We start from the raw sequence: 16,765 nt of genomic DNA on the forward strand, positions 1-16,765 counted from the left end.
CAGGTGAAGGTGACGATGTCGTCGCGGCCGTCGCCGTTGATGTCGCCGACGCGGGGTTGTTCGGTGCCGACGGCGAACAGGTCGTGCCATTTCTGTGGGGTGCCGAAGGAGGTGCCGGTGGACAGCGCCACGATGACGTCGGACGCCGACGCGGGGCCCTGGGTGAAGGTGATCAGATCATCGCGCCCGTCGCCGTTGACGTCACCGAGCGCCGGGTACTCCCCGGCGATCGAGAAGTACTCGTGCCACTTGGTGGCCGTCCCGGCGAAGGACGACCCGGTGGACAACGCCACGTAGACGTCGCCGGCGTCGTCGTGGGTGAAGGTGACGATGTCGTCGCGGCCGTCGCCGTTGACGTCACCCACCGCCGGGACCTCGGTGTTCGGGGCGAACCAGTCGTGCCATCGGCTCGACGGGCCGAAGCCGGTCCCGGTGGACAGCGCCACGTACACGTCGGCCAGCGAGCCGTGGGTGAAGGTGACGATGTCGTCCCGGCCGTCGCCGTCGAAGTCGCCGGAGAGCAGCGTCTCGCCGTCCAGGCCGAAGAAGTCGTGCCACTTGACCGACGTCCCGGCGAAGGACGACCCGGTCGACGAGGCGACGTAGACGTCGTTGAGGGTGCCCCGGGTGAACGCGACGACGTCGTCGCGGCCGTCGCCGGTGAAGTCCGTCGGGGAACCCGCCAGGTAGCCGTCGCCGGTCCGGGACGGCCCGCAGTTGTCGCTGGTCAGGAACTTCTGGTTGTACTGGCTGGGGTACGGGGCCAGCGACACCCCGTTGATCACGATGGGCTGGCCGACTCCGTTGTAGAGCTGCTCGTAGTGCAGGTGCGGGCCGCTGGAGTTGCCGGTGCTGCCGGTGATCCCGATCTGCTGGCCCTGCTGCACGTAGGCGCCGTCGGGCACCGAGTAGGCGCTCAGGTGGAAGTAGTAGGTGGTCCAGCCGCCGCCGTGGTCGATGGCGACGTAGTTGCCCGCGCCGCTGGGCTGGGAGTAGCGGTGGGCGACACCGGCGGCCGAGGCCACCTGCGGGGTGCCGTTGGTGACCCCGCCGTCGGCCCGGACGAAGTCCAGCGCCTGGCGCACCTCGGCACTGTGGTGGTCGTAGGTCCACCGCTGCCCGCAGGGGAACGGCGCCTTGAAGTTCGGCGCGGCGAGCGCGGGCGAGGGCCTGGCCACCACTCCGGTCAGGACGGCCGCGGCCACGGTGAGCAGCGCGACGAGGGCGCGCGCGACGGTGCTTGTCGGGAGCCGGGACATGGAGTCACTCCTGTCGGGAGATGCCTGGATCGGGGTTGAGCGGTGCGATGGGCACGCCGGGGACAGCCCGGTGCCGCCCGACCGGCGGGCGTGGCAGGTCGCGCCGGGTGGAGAGGCTGCGGCGGCGGTACGGCAGGCGACCGGGCGACCTCGCGCCCCGGGTGACGGCTCGCTCGGCAGGTGCCGCTGGGGAGAAGTGAAACCGCGCGCTTCGGAGTCTGTCAATACCTGTCGGGGTGATCGGCCCGGCTGAAGCTATCCTTCGGCCCCTGTTTTCGCTGGTCAGGGCAGGTGGAAATGGTCGGCGGCCGGGGTCGGGCACCGGTGCGGGCCGGCTCCGTCCCGCTCGGACGGTCGCCCCGCCGGGCCCTCGGGGTGAAGAAATTTGCCCGTCGGCGGAAAGCGCGCTGGAAGGTATTGACAAGCGTGAGAATGGCGCAGTTAACTCCCCAGCAATCGATTTCTCACCGCTCCGACGGCCGCTCGGAAGGGACACCGATGAGGCTCCGCATCCCCCGCTGGCTCGGTGCCGCCGCCGTGGCGCTGCTGGCCGTGACCGCACCCGCGGCGGTGACCGCCTCCGCCGCGCCCGCCGGCGCGGCCCCCACCCTTGCGGCGGCCGACGACAAGGGCCCGGTCGGCTGGGACGCCTACCGCCGGCTCGACCGGCTGCCGGAGCTGGCCGCGGGCAGCCGGACCCGGCAGTTCTCGAGCTTCGGCCGGGACGGCTCCAACGACGACGGCTTCGGCGGCACCTACTCCTGCCTGCGCCAACTCGGCGGCTGCGTGATCGCCGAGGCCCGCGGCGCCGGCGAGGTGCAGTCGATCTGGTTCACCCGGGACAACGGCGACGTCAGCGCCACCGGCTGGATCCGGATCGAACTCGACGGCGTCCCGGTGATCGACGCCAACCTGCAGGACCTGGTCGACGGCCGGCTCGGCAGCCCGTTCACCTTCCCGCTGGTGAGCAACGCCAACCAGACCTCCGGCGGCGTCACCATCAAGGTGCCGATGCCCTACCGCGACTTCATGCGGATCACCACCCAGTACAACCCGCTCTTCTACCACGTCACCTACCGCACCTTCGCCGACCCGGTCGGGGTGTCCCGGTTCGACCCCGCCGACCAGGCCACCGACGTCCTCGCCGTCCTGCGGGCCGCCGGCACCCGCGACCCCAAGCCGGCGCAACCCGGCGCGACCACCGCCCGGACCACCGTCACGGTGCCCGCGCAGGGCCAGGTGTCCCTCGCCGCCCTGACCGGGCCCCGGGCGGTCACCCAGCTGCGGCTACGGGTGCCCGACGCGGTGGCCACCGAGCCGATCCTCACCGGCCTGCGGCTGCGGATGACCTTCGACGGGCGGACCACCGTGGACAGCCCGGTCGGCGAGTTCTTCGGCGGCGGCCTCGGGGAACGCGCGGTCCGCTCGCTGATGTTCGCCATGGACGCCGCGCCCGGCGGCTGGTACAGCGCCTGGTGGCCGATGCCGTTCCGGTCCACCGCGACGCTGTCGCTGGTGAACACGACCGGCACCACGGTCAGCGGCGTCCAGGCGGAGGTGACGTCGGCGCCGGGCACCGAGTGGACCCAGCGACTGGCCGCCAGCGGGACCGACGGCTACTTCAGCACCCAGTCCCGCCGCGCCGAGACCGTCGGCGGGGCCGACTGGATCATCGCGGACCAGGCCGGCCGGGGCCGGTTCGTGGGCGTCTCGCAGACCATGCGCGGCCACATCACCGGCGGAAACACCCGCAACTACCTGGAGGGCGACGAGCGGGTGTACGTCGACGGATCGCCGACGCCGCAGCTCCACGGCACCGGCACCGAGGACTTCTACGAGTCCGGGTGGTATTTCAACCGCGGCGAGTACAGCGGGGTCTTCACCGGCAACACCGCACACCTGTTCCGCGTCGGCGGTTGCGTCGACGAGTGCGACGCCGCGTACCGGCTGATGATCGGGGACGCGGTGGCCTACGGCACCGCGCTGCGGTTCGGCATCGAGCACGGGCCGGCCAACGACATGCCGGCGCAGTACGGCTCGACCGCCTTCCTCTACACCCAGCGCACCGCGGCCACCCGGCGGACCGACACGGTCGTCACCGGTGACGCGGCCAGCCGGTCGGCCCACGGCTACACCGACTCGGCCACCCAGGCCGCGCTTACCGCGAGCTTCGAGGGGGACGACGACGCCGTCGTGCAGACCGAGCAGGTCCGGGCCGGCAGCGCCGCGATCAGCTTCCGGCTGGCGATCGACCCGGCGAACCAGGGCGTACGGCTGCGCCGCCAGAGCGACCAGCGCAGCGGCTACCAGCAGGCGGCCGTCGCGGTGGACGGTACGTCGGCCGGGGTGTGGGTGCAGCCGCTGGGCAACGACCGGCAGCGCTGGCTGGCCGACGACTTCGTCCTGCCCGCGGCGCTGACGGCGGGCCGCTCGACGGTCACCGTGCGGCTCACCCCGGCGCCGGACGCCCCGGCCTGGACCGCCGCGCGATACCTGGCCGACAGCATGGTGCCACCGTTCACCGACACCAGCGCGCCCACCCCGGTGGCCGCCCCGACCCTGGGCGGTGGGCGGGTGCACGCCCTGGCGCTGAGCTGGTCTCCGTCCTCCGACGACACGGGCGTGGTCGGCTACCGGATCTACTCGTCCCGGACGCCGGGCGTGGCGATCACCGCCGCCAACCTGGTCGGCACCACCCGCGCCACCGGGTTCCGGCACGGCCCGCTGCCGGCCGGCCAGACCCGCTACTACCGGGTGGTGGCGGTCGACGCGGCGGGCAACGCCGCGGCCGCGTCGGGCGAGGTGTCGGCCACCACGCGGACCCGCAACACCAGCGACGCCAACGGTGATCGCCGGGACGACGCGGTCGACTTCACCCGCGGCCCTGCCGCCGACGTGTTCACCGCGCTCTCCGACGGCGCCCGGTTCGGGCCGGACAGCCAGCCCTGGAACGACTTCTTCGCGGTGGACGCGGAGATCCCGCTCACCGGCGACGTCAACGGCGACGGCCGGGCCGACATCATCACCTTCACCCGCGGCGACAGCGCCGACGTCTACGTCGGGCTCTCCACCGGCTCCGGCTTCGCGGCCGGGGTGAAGTGGCACGACTTCTTCGCCGTCGGCACCGAGATCCCGGCGGTCGGCGACGTCGACGGCGACGGCCGCGCCGACATCATCACCTTCACCCGCGGCGCGACCGCCGACGTCTACGTGGCGCTCTCCACCGGCTCCGGGTTCGGCCCCGGCGTCAAGTGGCACGACCACTTCGCGGTGGGGGACGAGTTCCCGGCGGTGGGCGACGTGGACGGCGACGGCCGCGACGACATCGTGACGTTCACCCGGGGGTCGGCGGGCGACGTGTTCGTGTCGCTCTCCGACGGCAACCGGTTCGTCGAGGACGGCTGGAAGTGGCACGACAGCTTCGCGGTGGGCGCGGAGCTGCCGGCGTTGGGCGACGTGGACGGCGACGGGCGCGACGACATCGTGACGTTCACCCGGGGGCTGGCGGGCGACGTGTTCGTGTCGCTCTCCGACGGCAGCCGCTTCGGGCAGAACGCCTGGAAGTGGCACGACGCCTTCGCCCTTGGGGACGCCCTGCCCGGGGTGGGGGACTTCAACGGCGACGGGCGGGCGGACGTGGTGTCGTTCACCCGGGGAACGGAGGCTGACGTGTACGTCGCACTGTCCGACGGTGGTCGGTTCGGCCCGGCGGCCGACCGGTGGCACGACCAGTTCGCGCCCGGCAGCGACCTGCCCCGCCCGAGCGTGTCGTGATGCGCGCCCACCGGATGTTCGCGGTGCTCCTGCTCGGCGCGGCGCTGGTGGCCGTCCCGGCGGGCCCGGCCGCCGCCGCCGACGAGCCGGTCCGGGTCGAGGCCGAGTCGCTGCCGGTCGTCTCGGCCACGGCGCCCGTCGAGGCGCAGGCCGACTGCTGCGGGGTGAGCTGGTCGGGCGGGCGGCAACTCTGGTTCCGCGCCGGCCGGGCCGGCGACGCGCTGACCGTCACGCTGCCGTCGGTGCCGGCCGGTCAGTACGACCTGGGTGCGGTGCTCACCCGGGCCGGTGACTACGGCACGCTGCGGTTCGCCGTCGACGGGGTGGCGGTCGGCCAACTCTTCGACGGCTACGCGGGCAGCGTGCAGCGCACCGGCGCGGTGCCGCTGGGCTCGGCGTCGCTGACCGCCGGCAACCACCGGCTGACCGTGACGGTGACCGGCCGGGCCGCGTCCTCGGTCGGCTTCTTCGCCGGTCTGGACACGGTGACCCTGCGCCGGGTGGGACCGCTGGCGGCGGTCACCACGAAGCCGTACGAGGCGGTCGGCGAGACGCCGGTGCGGGGCGCGCTGACCCGCGTCTACGACCCGGGCGCGGGCGAGTCGACGAGCTGGTACTACAACGACCACACCATCGTGCGGAACCAGCAGACCGGGGTCTGGCACGCCTTCGCCATCACCCACGCCGAGCCCGGCGCCCCGCAGGACGAGCGGTCCTTCGGGCACGCGACGGCGCCGACGCCGACCGGGCCGTGGACCAGGCAGCCCACCGCGCTGGTCGCCGACCCCGGCCGGGGCGAGCAGTGGATCTGGGCCCCGCACGTGGTCTACGACAACGGCGTCTATTACATGTTCTACGCGGCCGGGAGCCCGGACTACGCGCACTACCGGATGCACCTGGCCACCTCGACGGACCTCTTCACCTGGACCCGCAGCGCCGCCAACCCGCTCTTCGTCGACGGGTGGGAGGCCCGGGATCCCATGGTGACCAGGGTCGGCGACCGCTGGGTCATGTACTACACGGCGACCTCGAGCCCGACCGGCGGCAACCATGTCGTGGCGTACCGGACCAGCACCGACCTGCGGACCTGGAGCGCCCGGGGGATCGCCTACGCGTCGCCGTACACCGGGCAGGCGGGCGGGCAGACGGAATCGCCGTTCGTGGTGCGCCGGGGGGAGTGGTGGTACCTCTTCGTCTGCTGTGACGGCACCGACTACGGCGCCGCGTACCGGCGGACGGCGGTCTACCGCAGCCGTGACCCGCTGCGCTTCGACGGCGCGGAGAGGGTGACGGTGCTGGACGCGCACGCCGCCGAGGTGGTCGTGGACGGCCCGAACTGGTACCTCAGCCATGCCGGCTGGGGGCAGGGTGGGCTGTGGCTGGCCCCGTTGACCTGGTCGACCGGGGTGGTGGCCCGCGGCTACACGGTGAGTACCGGGTTCCTCCGGGCGGACGTCCGCACCTGGCCGAACGCCCGGATCGCCGCGCTGGCGGTGGATCCGGCGGGGGCCGGCAACTACCGGCCGGCGCTCGACTCGTCGCACCGCGGCACCGGCCCGTACCTCGCGGTCGGGCGCTTCGACGTGACGGACCGGGCCGGCGCACCGGCGCGGGTCGACGTGTCGGCGGACGGCGCCCGGATCAACCTGGTCGGCATCCCGTTCGGGGACGAGCCGGTCACCGCCGACTGGCTGCTGACGGTGGCACCCCGGTGGACCGGTCCGGCCCTGCAGAGCGACGTCACCTGGTCGGTCAACAACTGGCCGACGGCGGCGGTCTGGGAGGTGGCGTTCAACGTGGACGGCGCGCTGCCGGCGGTCGGGGACCCGGCGGTGGAGGCCCGGCCCACCGGTGACGTGGCCGGCATGCCGCGCTGGACCATGGCCACCGGCGACGGGCTCTCGGTGGTGGCCGTGCACCGGTGGGCGTCGGCCTGGCGCGGCGACAACACCTGGTACGACGCCGGCCACGGGATGGCGGCCTGGCAGCCGTTGTGGCGCTCGGGTGGCACGTCCTGGGCGCCCGGGCAGTATCCCGGCGGCACCTGGCGGTTCACGGCGAGCGGGGTGCGCCGGGACGTCGCCTTCGCCGACACCGCCTACACCGCGATCAACGCCGTGCCCTGAGCCCGCGACGGTTGACAGGAGATCGAAAAGTATCTAATTTTCCCGACACCAGAAATCGATTTCTCACCGGACCGGGGGAGGCGGGCATGGAGGACCGGCTGGTGGTCGGCATGACCGGCATCGCCAAGCGGTTCGGCGGCGTGCTGGCCCTCGACGGCGTCGACGTCGCGCTCCGGTCAGGCGAGGTGCACGCGCTGCTCGGCGAGAACGGCGCCGGGAAGTCCACACTGATCAACATCCTCTCCGGCGTGATCACCGACTACGACGGTGCGGTCGCGGTCGACGGCCGGCCGGTCCGCTTCACCGGACCGGCCGCCGCGCAGGCGGCCGGCATCGCCACCATCCACCAGGAACTCGACCTGGTGCCGGCGCTGTCGGTGGCCGAGAACCTGGTGCTGGGCCGCGAGCCCCGCACCCGCCTGCGGACCGTCGACCGGCGGGCCATGCTGCGTACCGCCCGGGAGCAGCTGGACCAGCTCGGCGCCGACCTCGACCCGCGCCGGCCGGTCGGCTCGCTGCGGGTGGGGGAGCAGCAGCTGGTCGAGATCGCGAAGGCCCTCGCGCTCGACGCCCGCGTGCTCATCATGGACGAGCCGACCGCCGCCCTCGCCGACGCGGAGGTGCGGCGGCTCTTCCACACCATCGACGGCCTGCGCGGGCGCGGGGTCGCGGTGGTCTACATCTCGCACCGGATGGAGGAGATCGAGGTCGTCGCGGACCGGGTGACGGTGCTGCGCAACGGCCGGGTGGCCGGCGTCGTGCGGTCGGGGCAGCTGGACCGCCGGCAGATCATCGCCCTGATGGTGGGCCGGCCGGTCGGCTCGCTCTTCGCGCCGGAGGCTCCGGCGGCGTCCCCCGACGACGCCGCGCACCATCCCCCGGGCAGCGCGGGCGGGCACGCCGGCCAGCCCCTGCTGGAGATCACCGACCTCACCGTGCGGCCGAAGGCCGCCCGGCCCGGCCGCTCGGAGCCGGCCGGGGTCAACCTCACCGTGCGCGCCGGCGAGATCGTCGGCCTGGCCGGCCTGATGGGCGCCGGACGCACGGAACTGCTGGAGACGCTCTACGGCGCCGGGCCGCCCGGCCGGCGCACCGGCACCGTCCGGCTGGCCGGCCGCCCGTACGCGCCGCGCCACCCGCGCGCGGCGCTGCGGGCCGGCGTCGGCTTCGTGCCCGAGGACCGCCGGCGCTCCGCGCTGGTGCTCGAGCATCCGGTCGGGCGCAGCATCGTGCTGGCCGCCCTGGGCACGGTCACCACGGCCGGGATCGTCCGCCGCCGCCGGGAGCGCTCGGCGGTCCGGCAGAAGATCGCCGAACTGGCCATCAAGACGCCCTCCGCAGCGGCGCCGGTCGGCGCCCTGTCCGGCGGCAACCAGCAAAAAGTGATCTTCGCGCGGCACCTGCTCGCCGGCCCGCGGCTGCTGCTGCTGGACGAGCCGACCCGCGGCGTCGACATCGGCGCCAAGGCCGAGATCTACCGGCTGCTGCGCCGGCTCGCCGACGGGGGCATGGGCATCCTGCTCGCCTCCTCCGAACTGCCCGAGCTGATCGGGGTCTGCGACCGGGTCGTCGTGCTGCGCGGCGGCCGTGCCGTGGCCGACCTGCCCACCACCGACTGCACCGGCGCCGACATTCTCGCCGCGGCGATGGGCGGCCCGGCCGCCGGAAGGGACGCCTGATGACCGACACCCGGGTGCCGCCGGAGCCCGCCGTGACCGCGGTCCCGCCCGCCGCCGGCACGGTCGGGCTGCGCGCGACCGCGGCCCGCTGGCTGCGCCGGCCGCGCAGCCGCCGCGAACTCGCCGACCGCCTCTTCGCCGCGCAGAGCCTCTTCGCGCTGCCGGTGGTGTTCGCCGTCGCCATCCTCGCCTCGCCCCGCCGCGACGGCGAGATCCTCTTCCTGAGCGCCGGCAACCTGGGCAACATCGTCCGCGCGGTGTCGGAGATCGGCATCATCGCGGTCGGCATGACCTTCGTCATCCTGCTGGGCGGCATCGACCTGTCGGTCGGCGCCATCCTCGGCCTGTCGGCGGTGGGCACCGCGACGCTCATGGTCGACTCCGGCCTCGGCATCCTGCCCGCGGTCGCCGCGGTCCTCGTGCTCGGCGGGCTCTTCGGCGCCGTGCAGGGGTACGCCATCGCCCGCCTCGGCATCCAGTCGTTCATCGTCACGCTGGCCGGACTCCAGGTCGCCCGGGGACTGGCGCGCATCTGGTCGGGCGGGCTCGGCATCCCGATCGCCTACGGCGACGGGCCCCAGCAGGCCCCGCCCGCCTTCGAACTCCTCAACGGCTCCATCAACGGGGTCCTCCCCGTGCCGGCGGTGCTCTTCATCGCCATCGGCGTGGCCGCCATCGCCGTGCTGCGGACCACCGCGTTCGCCCGGCACGTCTACGCGATCGGTGGCAACGAGAAGGCGGCCCGCCTCTCGGGTGTTCCGGTCACCCGGGTCAAGGTCGCCGTCTTCGCCGTCGCCGGCTTGCTGGCGGCGGTCGCCGGGGTCGTCCACGCGGGACAGCTCAACCAGGGCAGCCCGAACGACGGCGCCGGCTACGAGCTGGACGCGATCGCCGCGGTGGTGATCGGGGGGACCAGCCTGGCCGGCGGCTCCGGGTCGATGGGTGGCACCCTCGCCGGCGCGCTGCTGCTCGGCATCCTCAACAACATCCTCGCGCTCAACAACATCGACGCCAACGTCCAACTGCTGATCAAAGGACTGGTGATCGTGGCCGCCGCCGCCCTGCAGAAGCTGCGCCGCGGCATCGCCTGATCGAACCGACCCCCGAGGAGCCCGATATGCGTACCCGTACCGCCCTGCTCGCGTTGCTCGTCACCGGCGCGGTCGTGACCGCCACCGGATGCAGCGTGGAGAAGCCGTCCGACCAGGCCGACGCCGGCGCCGCCCGCTCCTGTGGCAGCGGCAAGAACTTCCTGATCGGCATGTCGCAGGCCAACAACGCCGAGCCGTACCGGCAGGTGATGAACAACGACGTGGAGACGGCGGCGCGGTCCGTGCCCGGCTTCCGGGTGGTGGTCTCCGACGCCGCGCAGGACAACAGCAAGCAGGTCGCCGACGTGGAGAACTTCCTCACCCAGCGGATCAACCTGCTGATCATCTCGCCGAACGAGGCCAAGCCGCTGACCGCGGTGGTGAAGAAGGCGTACGACCAGGGCGTCCCGGTCATCGTGCTGGACCGCAAGGTCGAGGGTGAGGCGTACACGGCGTTCATCGGCGGCGACAACGTCGCGATCGGCAAGGCGGCCGGCGAGTTCTACGCCTCGACGCTGCTGCCCGCCGGCGGCAAGGTCATCGAGATCGCCGGGCTGCCGGGCTCGACGCCCGCCGCCGAGCGGGCGCAGGGCTTCCGCGAGGGCATCGCCGGCAACCCGAAGATCGAGATCGTCGCCTCGCAGCCAGGGGACTGGCTGCGGGAGAAGGGGCAGTCGGTGGCCGACGCGCTGCTCAAGGCGCACCCGGACGTGTCCGCCATCTACGCGCACAACGACCCGATGGCCGAGGGCGCCTACCTCGCGGCGAAGGCGGCCGGGGTGGAAAAGAAGATCAAGTTCACCGGCATCGACGCGCTTCCGGTGCCCTCCGGCGGCATCAGGGCCGTGCAGCAGGGCCGGCTCGCCGCGACCTTCCAGTACGCCACCGGCGGCCGGGAGGCGATCGACCTGGCCCGGAAGATCCTCGTCGACTGCAGCAAGGACATCCCGCGCAGCACCACGCTGGGCACCATGCGGATCACCCGGGAGAACGCGGCCGAGGCGTACGCGAAGCTCGGCGGCGCCTGAGCGCGGGCGGCGGTCGGGGGAGCGGGCATGGGCGGCGAACCGGTGCCGGAGCGGGCCGGCGGCCGGCCGACACCGGTGGTGCTCGGCGTGGACATCGGCACCTCCAGCAGCAAGGGCGTCCTCGTCGGCCTCGACGGGCGGCTGGTCCGCTCGCGGACGGTGGCCCACCGGGTGGAGCGGCCACGGCCCGGCCGGGTCGAGATGGACGGGCGGCTCTGGTGGCAGGAGTTCGTCGCCCTCACCCGGGACCTGCTGGCCCCGGGTGGGGTGCGGGTGCTCGCGGTCGGGGTCAGCGGCATGGGCCCCTGCGTGCTGCTCACCGACGCCGCCGGCACGCCGCTGCGCCCGGCCATCCTGTACGGCGTCGACACCCGGGCCGGCGCCCAGATCGCCGGCATGAACGAGCGGTTCGGCACCGAGGAGATCCTGCGGCGGTGCGGTTCGGCGCTGTCCAGCCAGGCAGCCGGGCCGAAGATCGCCTGGGTCGCGGAGGAGGAGCCGGACCTGTTCGCCCGGGCCCGTCGGCTCTTCATGCCCAGCTCGTGGCTGGCCTACCAGCTCACCGGCCGGTACCTGCTCGACCAGCACTCGGCCAGCCAGTGCACGCCGTTCTACGACACCGACGCCCAGGACTGGTACCGGCCGTGGGTGGACCCGGTCGCCCCCCGGCTGGCGCTGCCACCGCTGTGCTGGCCGGGCGACGTGGCGGGCGCGGTGACGGCCGGGGCGGCCGCCGCCACCGGGCTGCCGGCCGGCATACCGGTGGTGGCCGGCACGATCGACGCCTGGTCGGAGGCGATCAGCGTCGGCGCCCAGCGCGTGGGCGACCTGATGCTGATGTACGGCACCACCATGTTCCTGGTGCACACCGTCCCGCACCGGCTGACCAGCCCGTCCCTCTGGGGCACGGTCGGCGCCCTGCCCGGCACCCGCAACCTGGCCGGCGGCCTGGCGACCGCCGGCGCGATCACCGGCTGGCTCCGCGACCTGTTCGGCGGCCCCGACTACGCCGACCTGCTCCAGCTCGCCGAACGCTCCGGTCCCGGCGCCCGCGGGTTGCTCATGATGCCGTACTTCGCCGGGGAGCGGACCCCCATCCTGGACCCGGACGCCCGCGGTCTGGTGGCCGGCCTCACGCTCGCCCACGGCCCCGGTGACCTCTACCGGGCCGCGCTGGAGGCGACCGCGCTGGCGGTGCGCCACAACCTCGAGACGATCGAGGCGGCCGGCGGCGACATCCGCCGGATCGTCGCCGTCGGCGGCGGCACCCAGGGCCGGCTCTGGACGCAGATCGTCTCGGACGTCACCGGGCGGGCCCAGCAGATCCCGGCCCAGACCATCGGCGCCAGCTACGGCGCGGCCTTCCTGGCCGCCCGGACCGGGCAGGACGTCTCGATCGAGGAGTGGAATCCGGTCACCGCGGTCCGGCGGCCGCGACCCGAGGTCGCCGCCGACTACGACGAGCTCTACCGGCTCTACCGCGAGCTGTACGCCGGCTCCCGGACGGTCACCCATGCCCTGGCCGCCCGGCAGGAACGCCTGTTGACCGAAGCCCGAGCCACCCGACACCCGACCGCCGAGGGAGCCGCCCCGTGACCCGTTACACCCTGCCCGTGCTGACCGAGCCGCCGGCCGCCCCGCCCCGCACCGTCTACACGGTGGCCAGCGGCGACCTGCGGTTGAGCGCCAACGTCACCTGCTGGCCGACCCAGCGGCAGCTGGAGGCCGACCTCGCCGCCGCGCTCACGGCGCTCGGCTGGCAGTCCCGCCGGGGCCACGACGTCGACCCGGTCGCCGGCCACGGCTTCATCGACAGCCAGCGGGCCGGGATCGAGGTATTCAAGACCATCCCGGCGGAGGCCCCGCTCATCGTGGTCGAGGCGGTCTGGCAGTACAGCCACCACGTGCTGGCCGGCCTGCGCGCCCACCGCGGGCCGATCCTGCTGGTGGCGAACTGGAGCGGGCAGTACCCGGGCCTGGTCGGCCTGCTCAACCTCGCCGGCAGCCTCACCAAGGCGGGCGTGCGGTACGCCACGCTGTGGAGCGAGGACTTCACCGACGAGTGGGCGCGCGACGGCCTGAAGCAGTGGCTGGAGACCGGCGAGCTGGCGCACGACGAAAGCCACGTGCGCGACCTGCCCGCGCTGCCGCCCGACCCGGAGGTCGAACTGGGCGAGGCGCTGGCCCGGCAACTGGTCACCCAGCGGGCCATCATCGGCGTCTTCGACGAGGGCTGCATGGGCATGTACAACGCCATCATCGACGACGAGCTGCTCAACCCGCTCGGCATCTTCAAGGAGCGGCTCTCGCAGAGCGCGCTGGTGGCCGAGATGGCCCGGGTGCCGGACGCGGAGGCGCGGGCGGTGCGCGCCTGGCTCGACGCGGCCGGCATGACGTTCCACGCCGGCACCGACGAGGCCACCGAACTGACCGAGGCGCAGCTGCTCAGCCAGTGCAGGATGTACATCGCCGCGCTGCGCATCGCCGACGACTTCGGCCTGGACGCGGTGGGCATCCAGTACCAGCAGGGCCTCAAGGACACCGTGCCGGCCAGCGATCTGGCCGAGGGGCTGCTGAACAACGTGCTGCGGCCCCCGGTGACCAGCCGCGACGGTTCCCGGGAGCTGTACCCGGGGGCGGCGTTGCCGCACTTCAACGAGGTCGACGAGGGTGTCGCCGTCGACTCGTTGATCACCAACCGGATCTGGACCGCGATGGGCCTGGACCCGGCCACCACCCTGCACGACATCCGGTGGGGCGAGCGGTACGGCGACGACTTCGTCTGGGTCTTCGAGATCTCCGGTTCGGTGCCGGCGTCGCACCACGGCGGCTACGACCGCTCGTACAGCATGCGCCAGCCGCCGATGTACTTCCCGCTCGGCGGCGGCACCCTGAGCGGGGTGTCCAAGCCGGGGGAGATCGTGTGGTCGCGGGTCTTCATCATGGCCGGGGTCCTGCACGTGGACCTCGGCCGGGGCACCGTGGTCGAGCTGCCGGAGGCGGAGACCCGGCGACGCCTCGAGGCCACCACGCCGCAGTGGCCGATCATGCACGCGGTGCTGCACGGCGTGGGCCGTGATCAGTTGATGGCCCGGCACAAGGCGAACCACGTCAACGTGGTCTACGCGCCGGACGCGCCCACCGCCGACCGGGCGCTACGGGTGAAGGCCGCGTTCTTCGCCGCCCTCGGCGTACGGGTCCACCTCTGCGGCGCGGTCGACGTGTGAGCCGGCCCGGCCGGCCGGTCGGCGCCGGTGCGGCCGGCCGGCCGCCGCGCCGGTCCGCCCGCTGGATGGGGTGGAGCTCTCCCGTACCCGCAGCTCGGTGCGGAGCACCACGGTCGAGGGCGCCTTCGCCGGATCGGCGATGCGCTCGACGAGCAGCGCGGCCGCGCTCCGCCCGAGGTCGTAGGTGGGCTGCGTGACGGTGCTCAGCGACGGCCGGACCAGGTGTGCCCACGGGATGTCGTCGAAGCCGACGATGCCGCACCGGTCCGGCACGCCGATACCGCTGTCGACCAGGCACTCGACCGCGCCCACGGTCATCAGGTTGTTGGTCGCGAACACCGCGTCCGGCGGCTCCTCCGTCGCCAGCAGCGACGCCATCGCCCGGTAGCCGCCCTCCTCGCGGAAGTCGGCGTACCGGATCAGCTCGTCGGGCGCCGGTTTCCCGCTGGCCTTCAGCGCCTTCTGGTAGCCGCGCAGCCGGTGCATGGCGGTGGAGATCCGGCGGGGGCCGGTGATGCAGGCGATGCGGCGGTACCCGTTGTCGATCAGGTGGGCCGTCGCCAGCTCGGCGCCGTGGGTGTTGTCGACCAGCACGGTGTCCACGGCGATGCCGCGCGGCTGCCGGTCGATGGCCACGACCGGGATGCCCGCCTGGACCAGGCGGTTGATCAGCGCCGGCCGGCCCGACGAGGAGATGATCACGCCGGCCATCCGCTCGGCGAGGGCGGCGGCCACGTAGCGCGCCTCCTTCTCCGGATTCTCGTCCCCGTTGCAGAGGACGACGGAGAATCCCGCCTCCTGCGCGACGTCCTCGACGCCGCGCACCATCGAGGTGAAGAAGGGGTTGCCGATGTCGGAGATGATCACCGCCCACAGGCTGGTCCGGCTGCGGCGCAGGCTGCGGGCGACGGCGTTGGGCCGGTAATCCAGGTCGACCGTCGCCTGCCGTACCCGGGCGGCCATCTCCGGGTCGACCGAGGCGCGTCCGTTCAGGACCCGGGAGACGGTCGCCGGCGACACCCCCGCCTTCCGCGCCACGTCGTAGATGGTCGTCATCCCGCCCCCATCGTTCGTCGCACAGGGCTGGCCCGGCCCGGCTCACACGGTCTCCGGTGCGGAACACGACCCACGGTCGGGGCCGCCGCCCCCGGGGACCGCCGGAATCCTATCCCGGGCAAGTAATCGATTTCCGGTCGGGCCGCCGCCCGCCGGGACCGTCCCGACCACCGGGACGTTGCTGGGTGCGCCGCGGTTCAGAAGATTCCTACCGGCGGTCGCCGATCGGGCGGCAGATTCCTTCCGGAACGCATTGACATCGATCCTGATGACTACAACACTCGTCAGCAATCGATTTCTCACCCGCGCCCGTGTCGCGCCCGCCCGCCCCGAGGAGCACCGTGAGACCAAGACCGCTGGCGATGCTGGTCGCCCTCTGCGTGACGGTCGCGTCCGGCTGGGCCGGCGCGCCGGCGACCGCCGCGCCGATCGGCACACTGGCCTGCCCGTCCGTGCCCGCCACCCACGACCCCGCCGTCACCCTGATCGTCTACCGGGTGGCCCGCGCCCACGACGCGAACGACAAGGTCATGCTCTCCACCTTCGAGGCCGGCTGGGTCGAATCCCACCTGAACAACCTGCCCTGCGGCGACAAGTCGTCCCTGGGCGTCTTCCAGCAGCGCTGGGACTACGGCTGGGGCACCCCGGAGCAGATCATGGACCCGGTCTACGCCACCACGCAGTACGTCACCCGGGCCATCGTCTGCGACCGCGACAACCCCGGCTACAGCGCCGGCCAGGTGGCCCAGTGCGTGCAGCGCTCCGGCTTCCCCGACCGGTACGACCAGGCGGCGGCGACCGCGCGGACGCTGCTCAACCAGGCGGCCCGGTTCCACGGCATGGCCGGCGGATCGTCGACCGACGTCAACGGCGACGGCCGCGACGACGTCCTCGCCTTCACCCAGAACTCCCTCGCCGACGTCTACGTGAGCACCTCCACCGGCACCGGCTTCGCGGGCACCTCGGTCAAGTGGAACGACTTCTTCTCCATCGGCGGCGAGACCGCGTCGACCGGTGACGTCAACGGCGACGGCCGCGACGACATCGTCACCTTCGCGCACAGCAACACGGGCGACGTGTACGTGGCGCTGTCCACCGGTACGTCCTTCACCGGCGGCCAGAAGTGGCACGACTGGTTCGCGCCGGGCGCGGAGATCGCCGCCGTGGGTGACGTGAACGGCGACGGTCGCGACGACATCGTGACGTTCACCCACGACGCGGCGGCGGATGTGTATGTGGCGTTGTCCACCGGGTCGTCGTTCGGTCCGGGGGTGAAGTGGCACGAGTTCTTCTCGATCGCGGGGGAGTTCCCGGCGTTGGGTGACGTCAACGGTGACGGGCGCGATGATCTGATCACCTTCACCCAGGGCCCCGCGTCGGCGTCCGACGTCATCGTGGCGCTGTCCACCGGCACGTCCTTCGGGGCGCCGCAGAAATGGCACGACCTGTTCGCCGTCGGCACCGAACAACCCCGCGTCGGCGACATCAACGGCGACGGCCGCGACGACATCGTCACCTTCACCTG

General features: G+C 73.2%; 10 protein-coding genes. 8 read left to right on the forward strand and 2 right to left on the reverse strand.

What is annotated here, in order from left to right; translation table 11 throughout:
• A partial coding sequence (locus tag AB0I11_RS32915) for a VCBS repeat domain-containing M23 family metallopeptidase (RefSeq protein WP_357329593.1) occupies window positions 1-1,259 on the reverse strand: 1,259 nt, incomplete at its 3' end.
• Window positions 1,260-1,757: 498 nt separating this feature from the next.
• Here AB0I11_RS32915 and AB0I11_RS32920 point away from each other — a divergent pair.
• The 7 genes from AB0I11_RS32920 (at window position 1,758) to AB0I11_RS32950 (ending at window position 14,184) form a co-directional block, all read left to right on the forward strand.
• Window positions 1,758-5,033, forward strand: a complete 3,276-nt coding sequence (locus AB0I11_RS32920; protein WP_357329595.1) for a DUF2961 domain-containing protein — start codon at window positions 1,758-1,760, stop codon at window positions 5,031-5,033.
• On the forward strand, window positions 5,033-7,159 hold the full coding sequence (locus AB0I11_RS32925) for a family 43 glycosylhydrolase (protein WP_357329597.1): 2,127 nt from the start codon (window positions 5,033-5,035) through the stop codon (window positions 7,157-7,159). Before AB0I11_RS32920 ends, AB0I11_RS32925 begins: the two co-directional genes overlap by 1 nt.
• An 86-nt stretch (window positions 7,160-7,245) precedes the next feature.
• Window positions 7,246-8,838 carry a sugar ABC transporter ATP-binding protein gene (locus AB0I11_RS32930; RefSeq protein ID WP_357329599.1) on the forward strand — a complete coding sequence of 531 codons (1,593 nt, stop codon included), beginning with the start codon at window positions 7,246-7,248 and terminating at the stop codon, window positions 8,836-8,838.
• Window positions 8,838-9,929, forward strand: coding sequence for an ABC transporter permease (locus AB0I11_RS32935; protein ID WP_357329601.1), 1,092 nt, complete (start codon window positions 8,838-8,840; stop codon window positions 9,927-9,929). The genes AB0I11_RS32930 and AB0I11_RS32935 overlap by 1 nt, the downstream gene beginning before the upstream one ends.
• Window positions 9,930-9,955: 26 nt before the next feature.
• Window positions 9,956-10,957, forward strand: a complete 1,002-nt coding sequence (locus tag AB0I11_RS32940; RefSeq protein ID WP_357329604.1) for a substrate-binding domain-containing protein — start codon at window positions 9,956-9,958, stop codon at window positions 10,955-10,957.
• Window positions 10,958-10,984: 27 nt separating this feature from the next.
• Complete coding sequence (locus tag AB0I11_RS32945) at window positions 10,985-12,553, forward strand: FGGY family carbohydrate kinase (protein WP_357329606.1); 1,569 nt, start codon at window positions 10,985-10,987, stop codon at window positions 12,551-12,553.
• The gene (locus tag AB0I11_RS32950) at window positions 12,550-14,184 is read left to right on the forward strand and encodes a fucose isomerase (protein WP_357329608.1); all 1,635 of its coding nucleotides are present in this window, start codon (window positions 12,550-12,552) and stop codon (window positions 14,182-14,184) included. The genes AB0I11_RS32945 and AB0I11_RS32950 overlap by 4 nt, the downstream gene beginning before the upstream one ends.
• Here AB0I11_RS32950 and AB0I11_RS32955 read toward each other — a convergent pair.
• A complete protein-coding gene (locus tag AB0I11_RS32955; protein WP_357329610.1) occupies window positions 14,113-15,240 on the reverse strand; it encodes a LacI family DNA-binding transcriptional regulator in 1,128 nt (375 codons plus the stop codon). The two genes, AB0I11_RS32950 and AB0I11_RS32955, sit on opposite strands and share 72 nt — an antisense overlap.
• Window positions 15,241-15,581: 341 nt before the next feature.
• Between AB0I11_RS32955 and AB0I11_RS32960 the strand changes: the two genes are divergently transcribed.
• Window positions 15,582-16,765 (forward strand): VCBS repeat-containing protein (locus AB0I11_RS32960; RefSeq protein WP_357329612.1); only part of this gene is annotated, 1,184 nt, incomplete at its 3' end.

This window comes from Micromonospora sp. NPDC050495 (assembly GCF_040655175.1).
GTDB lineage: Bacteria > Actinomycetota > Actinomycetes > Mycobacteriales > Micromonosporaceae > Micromonospora.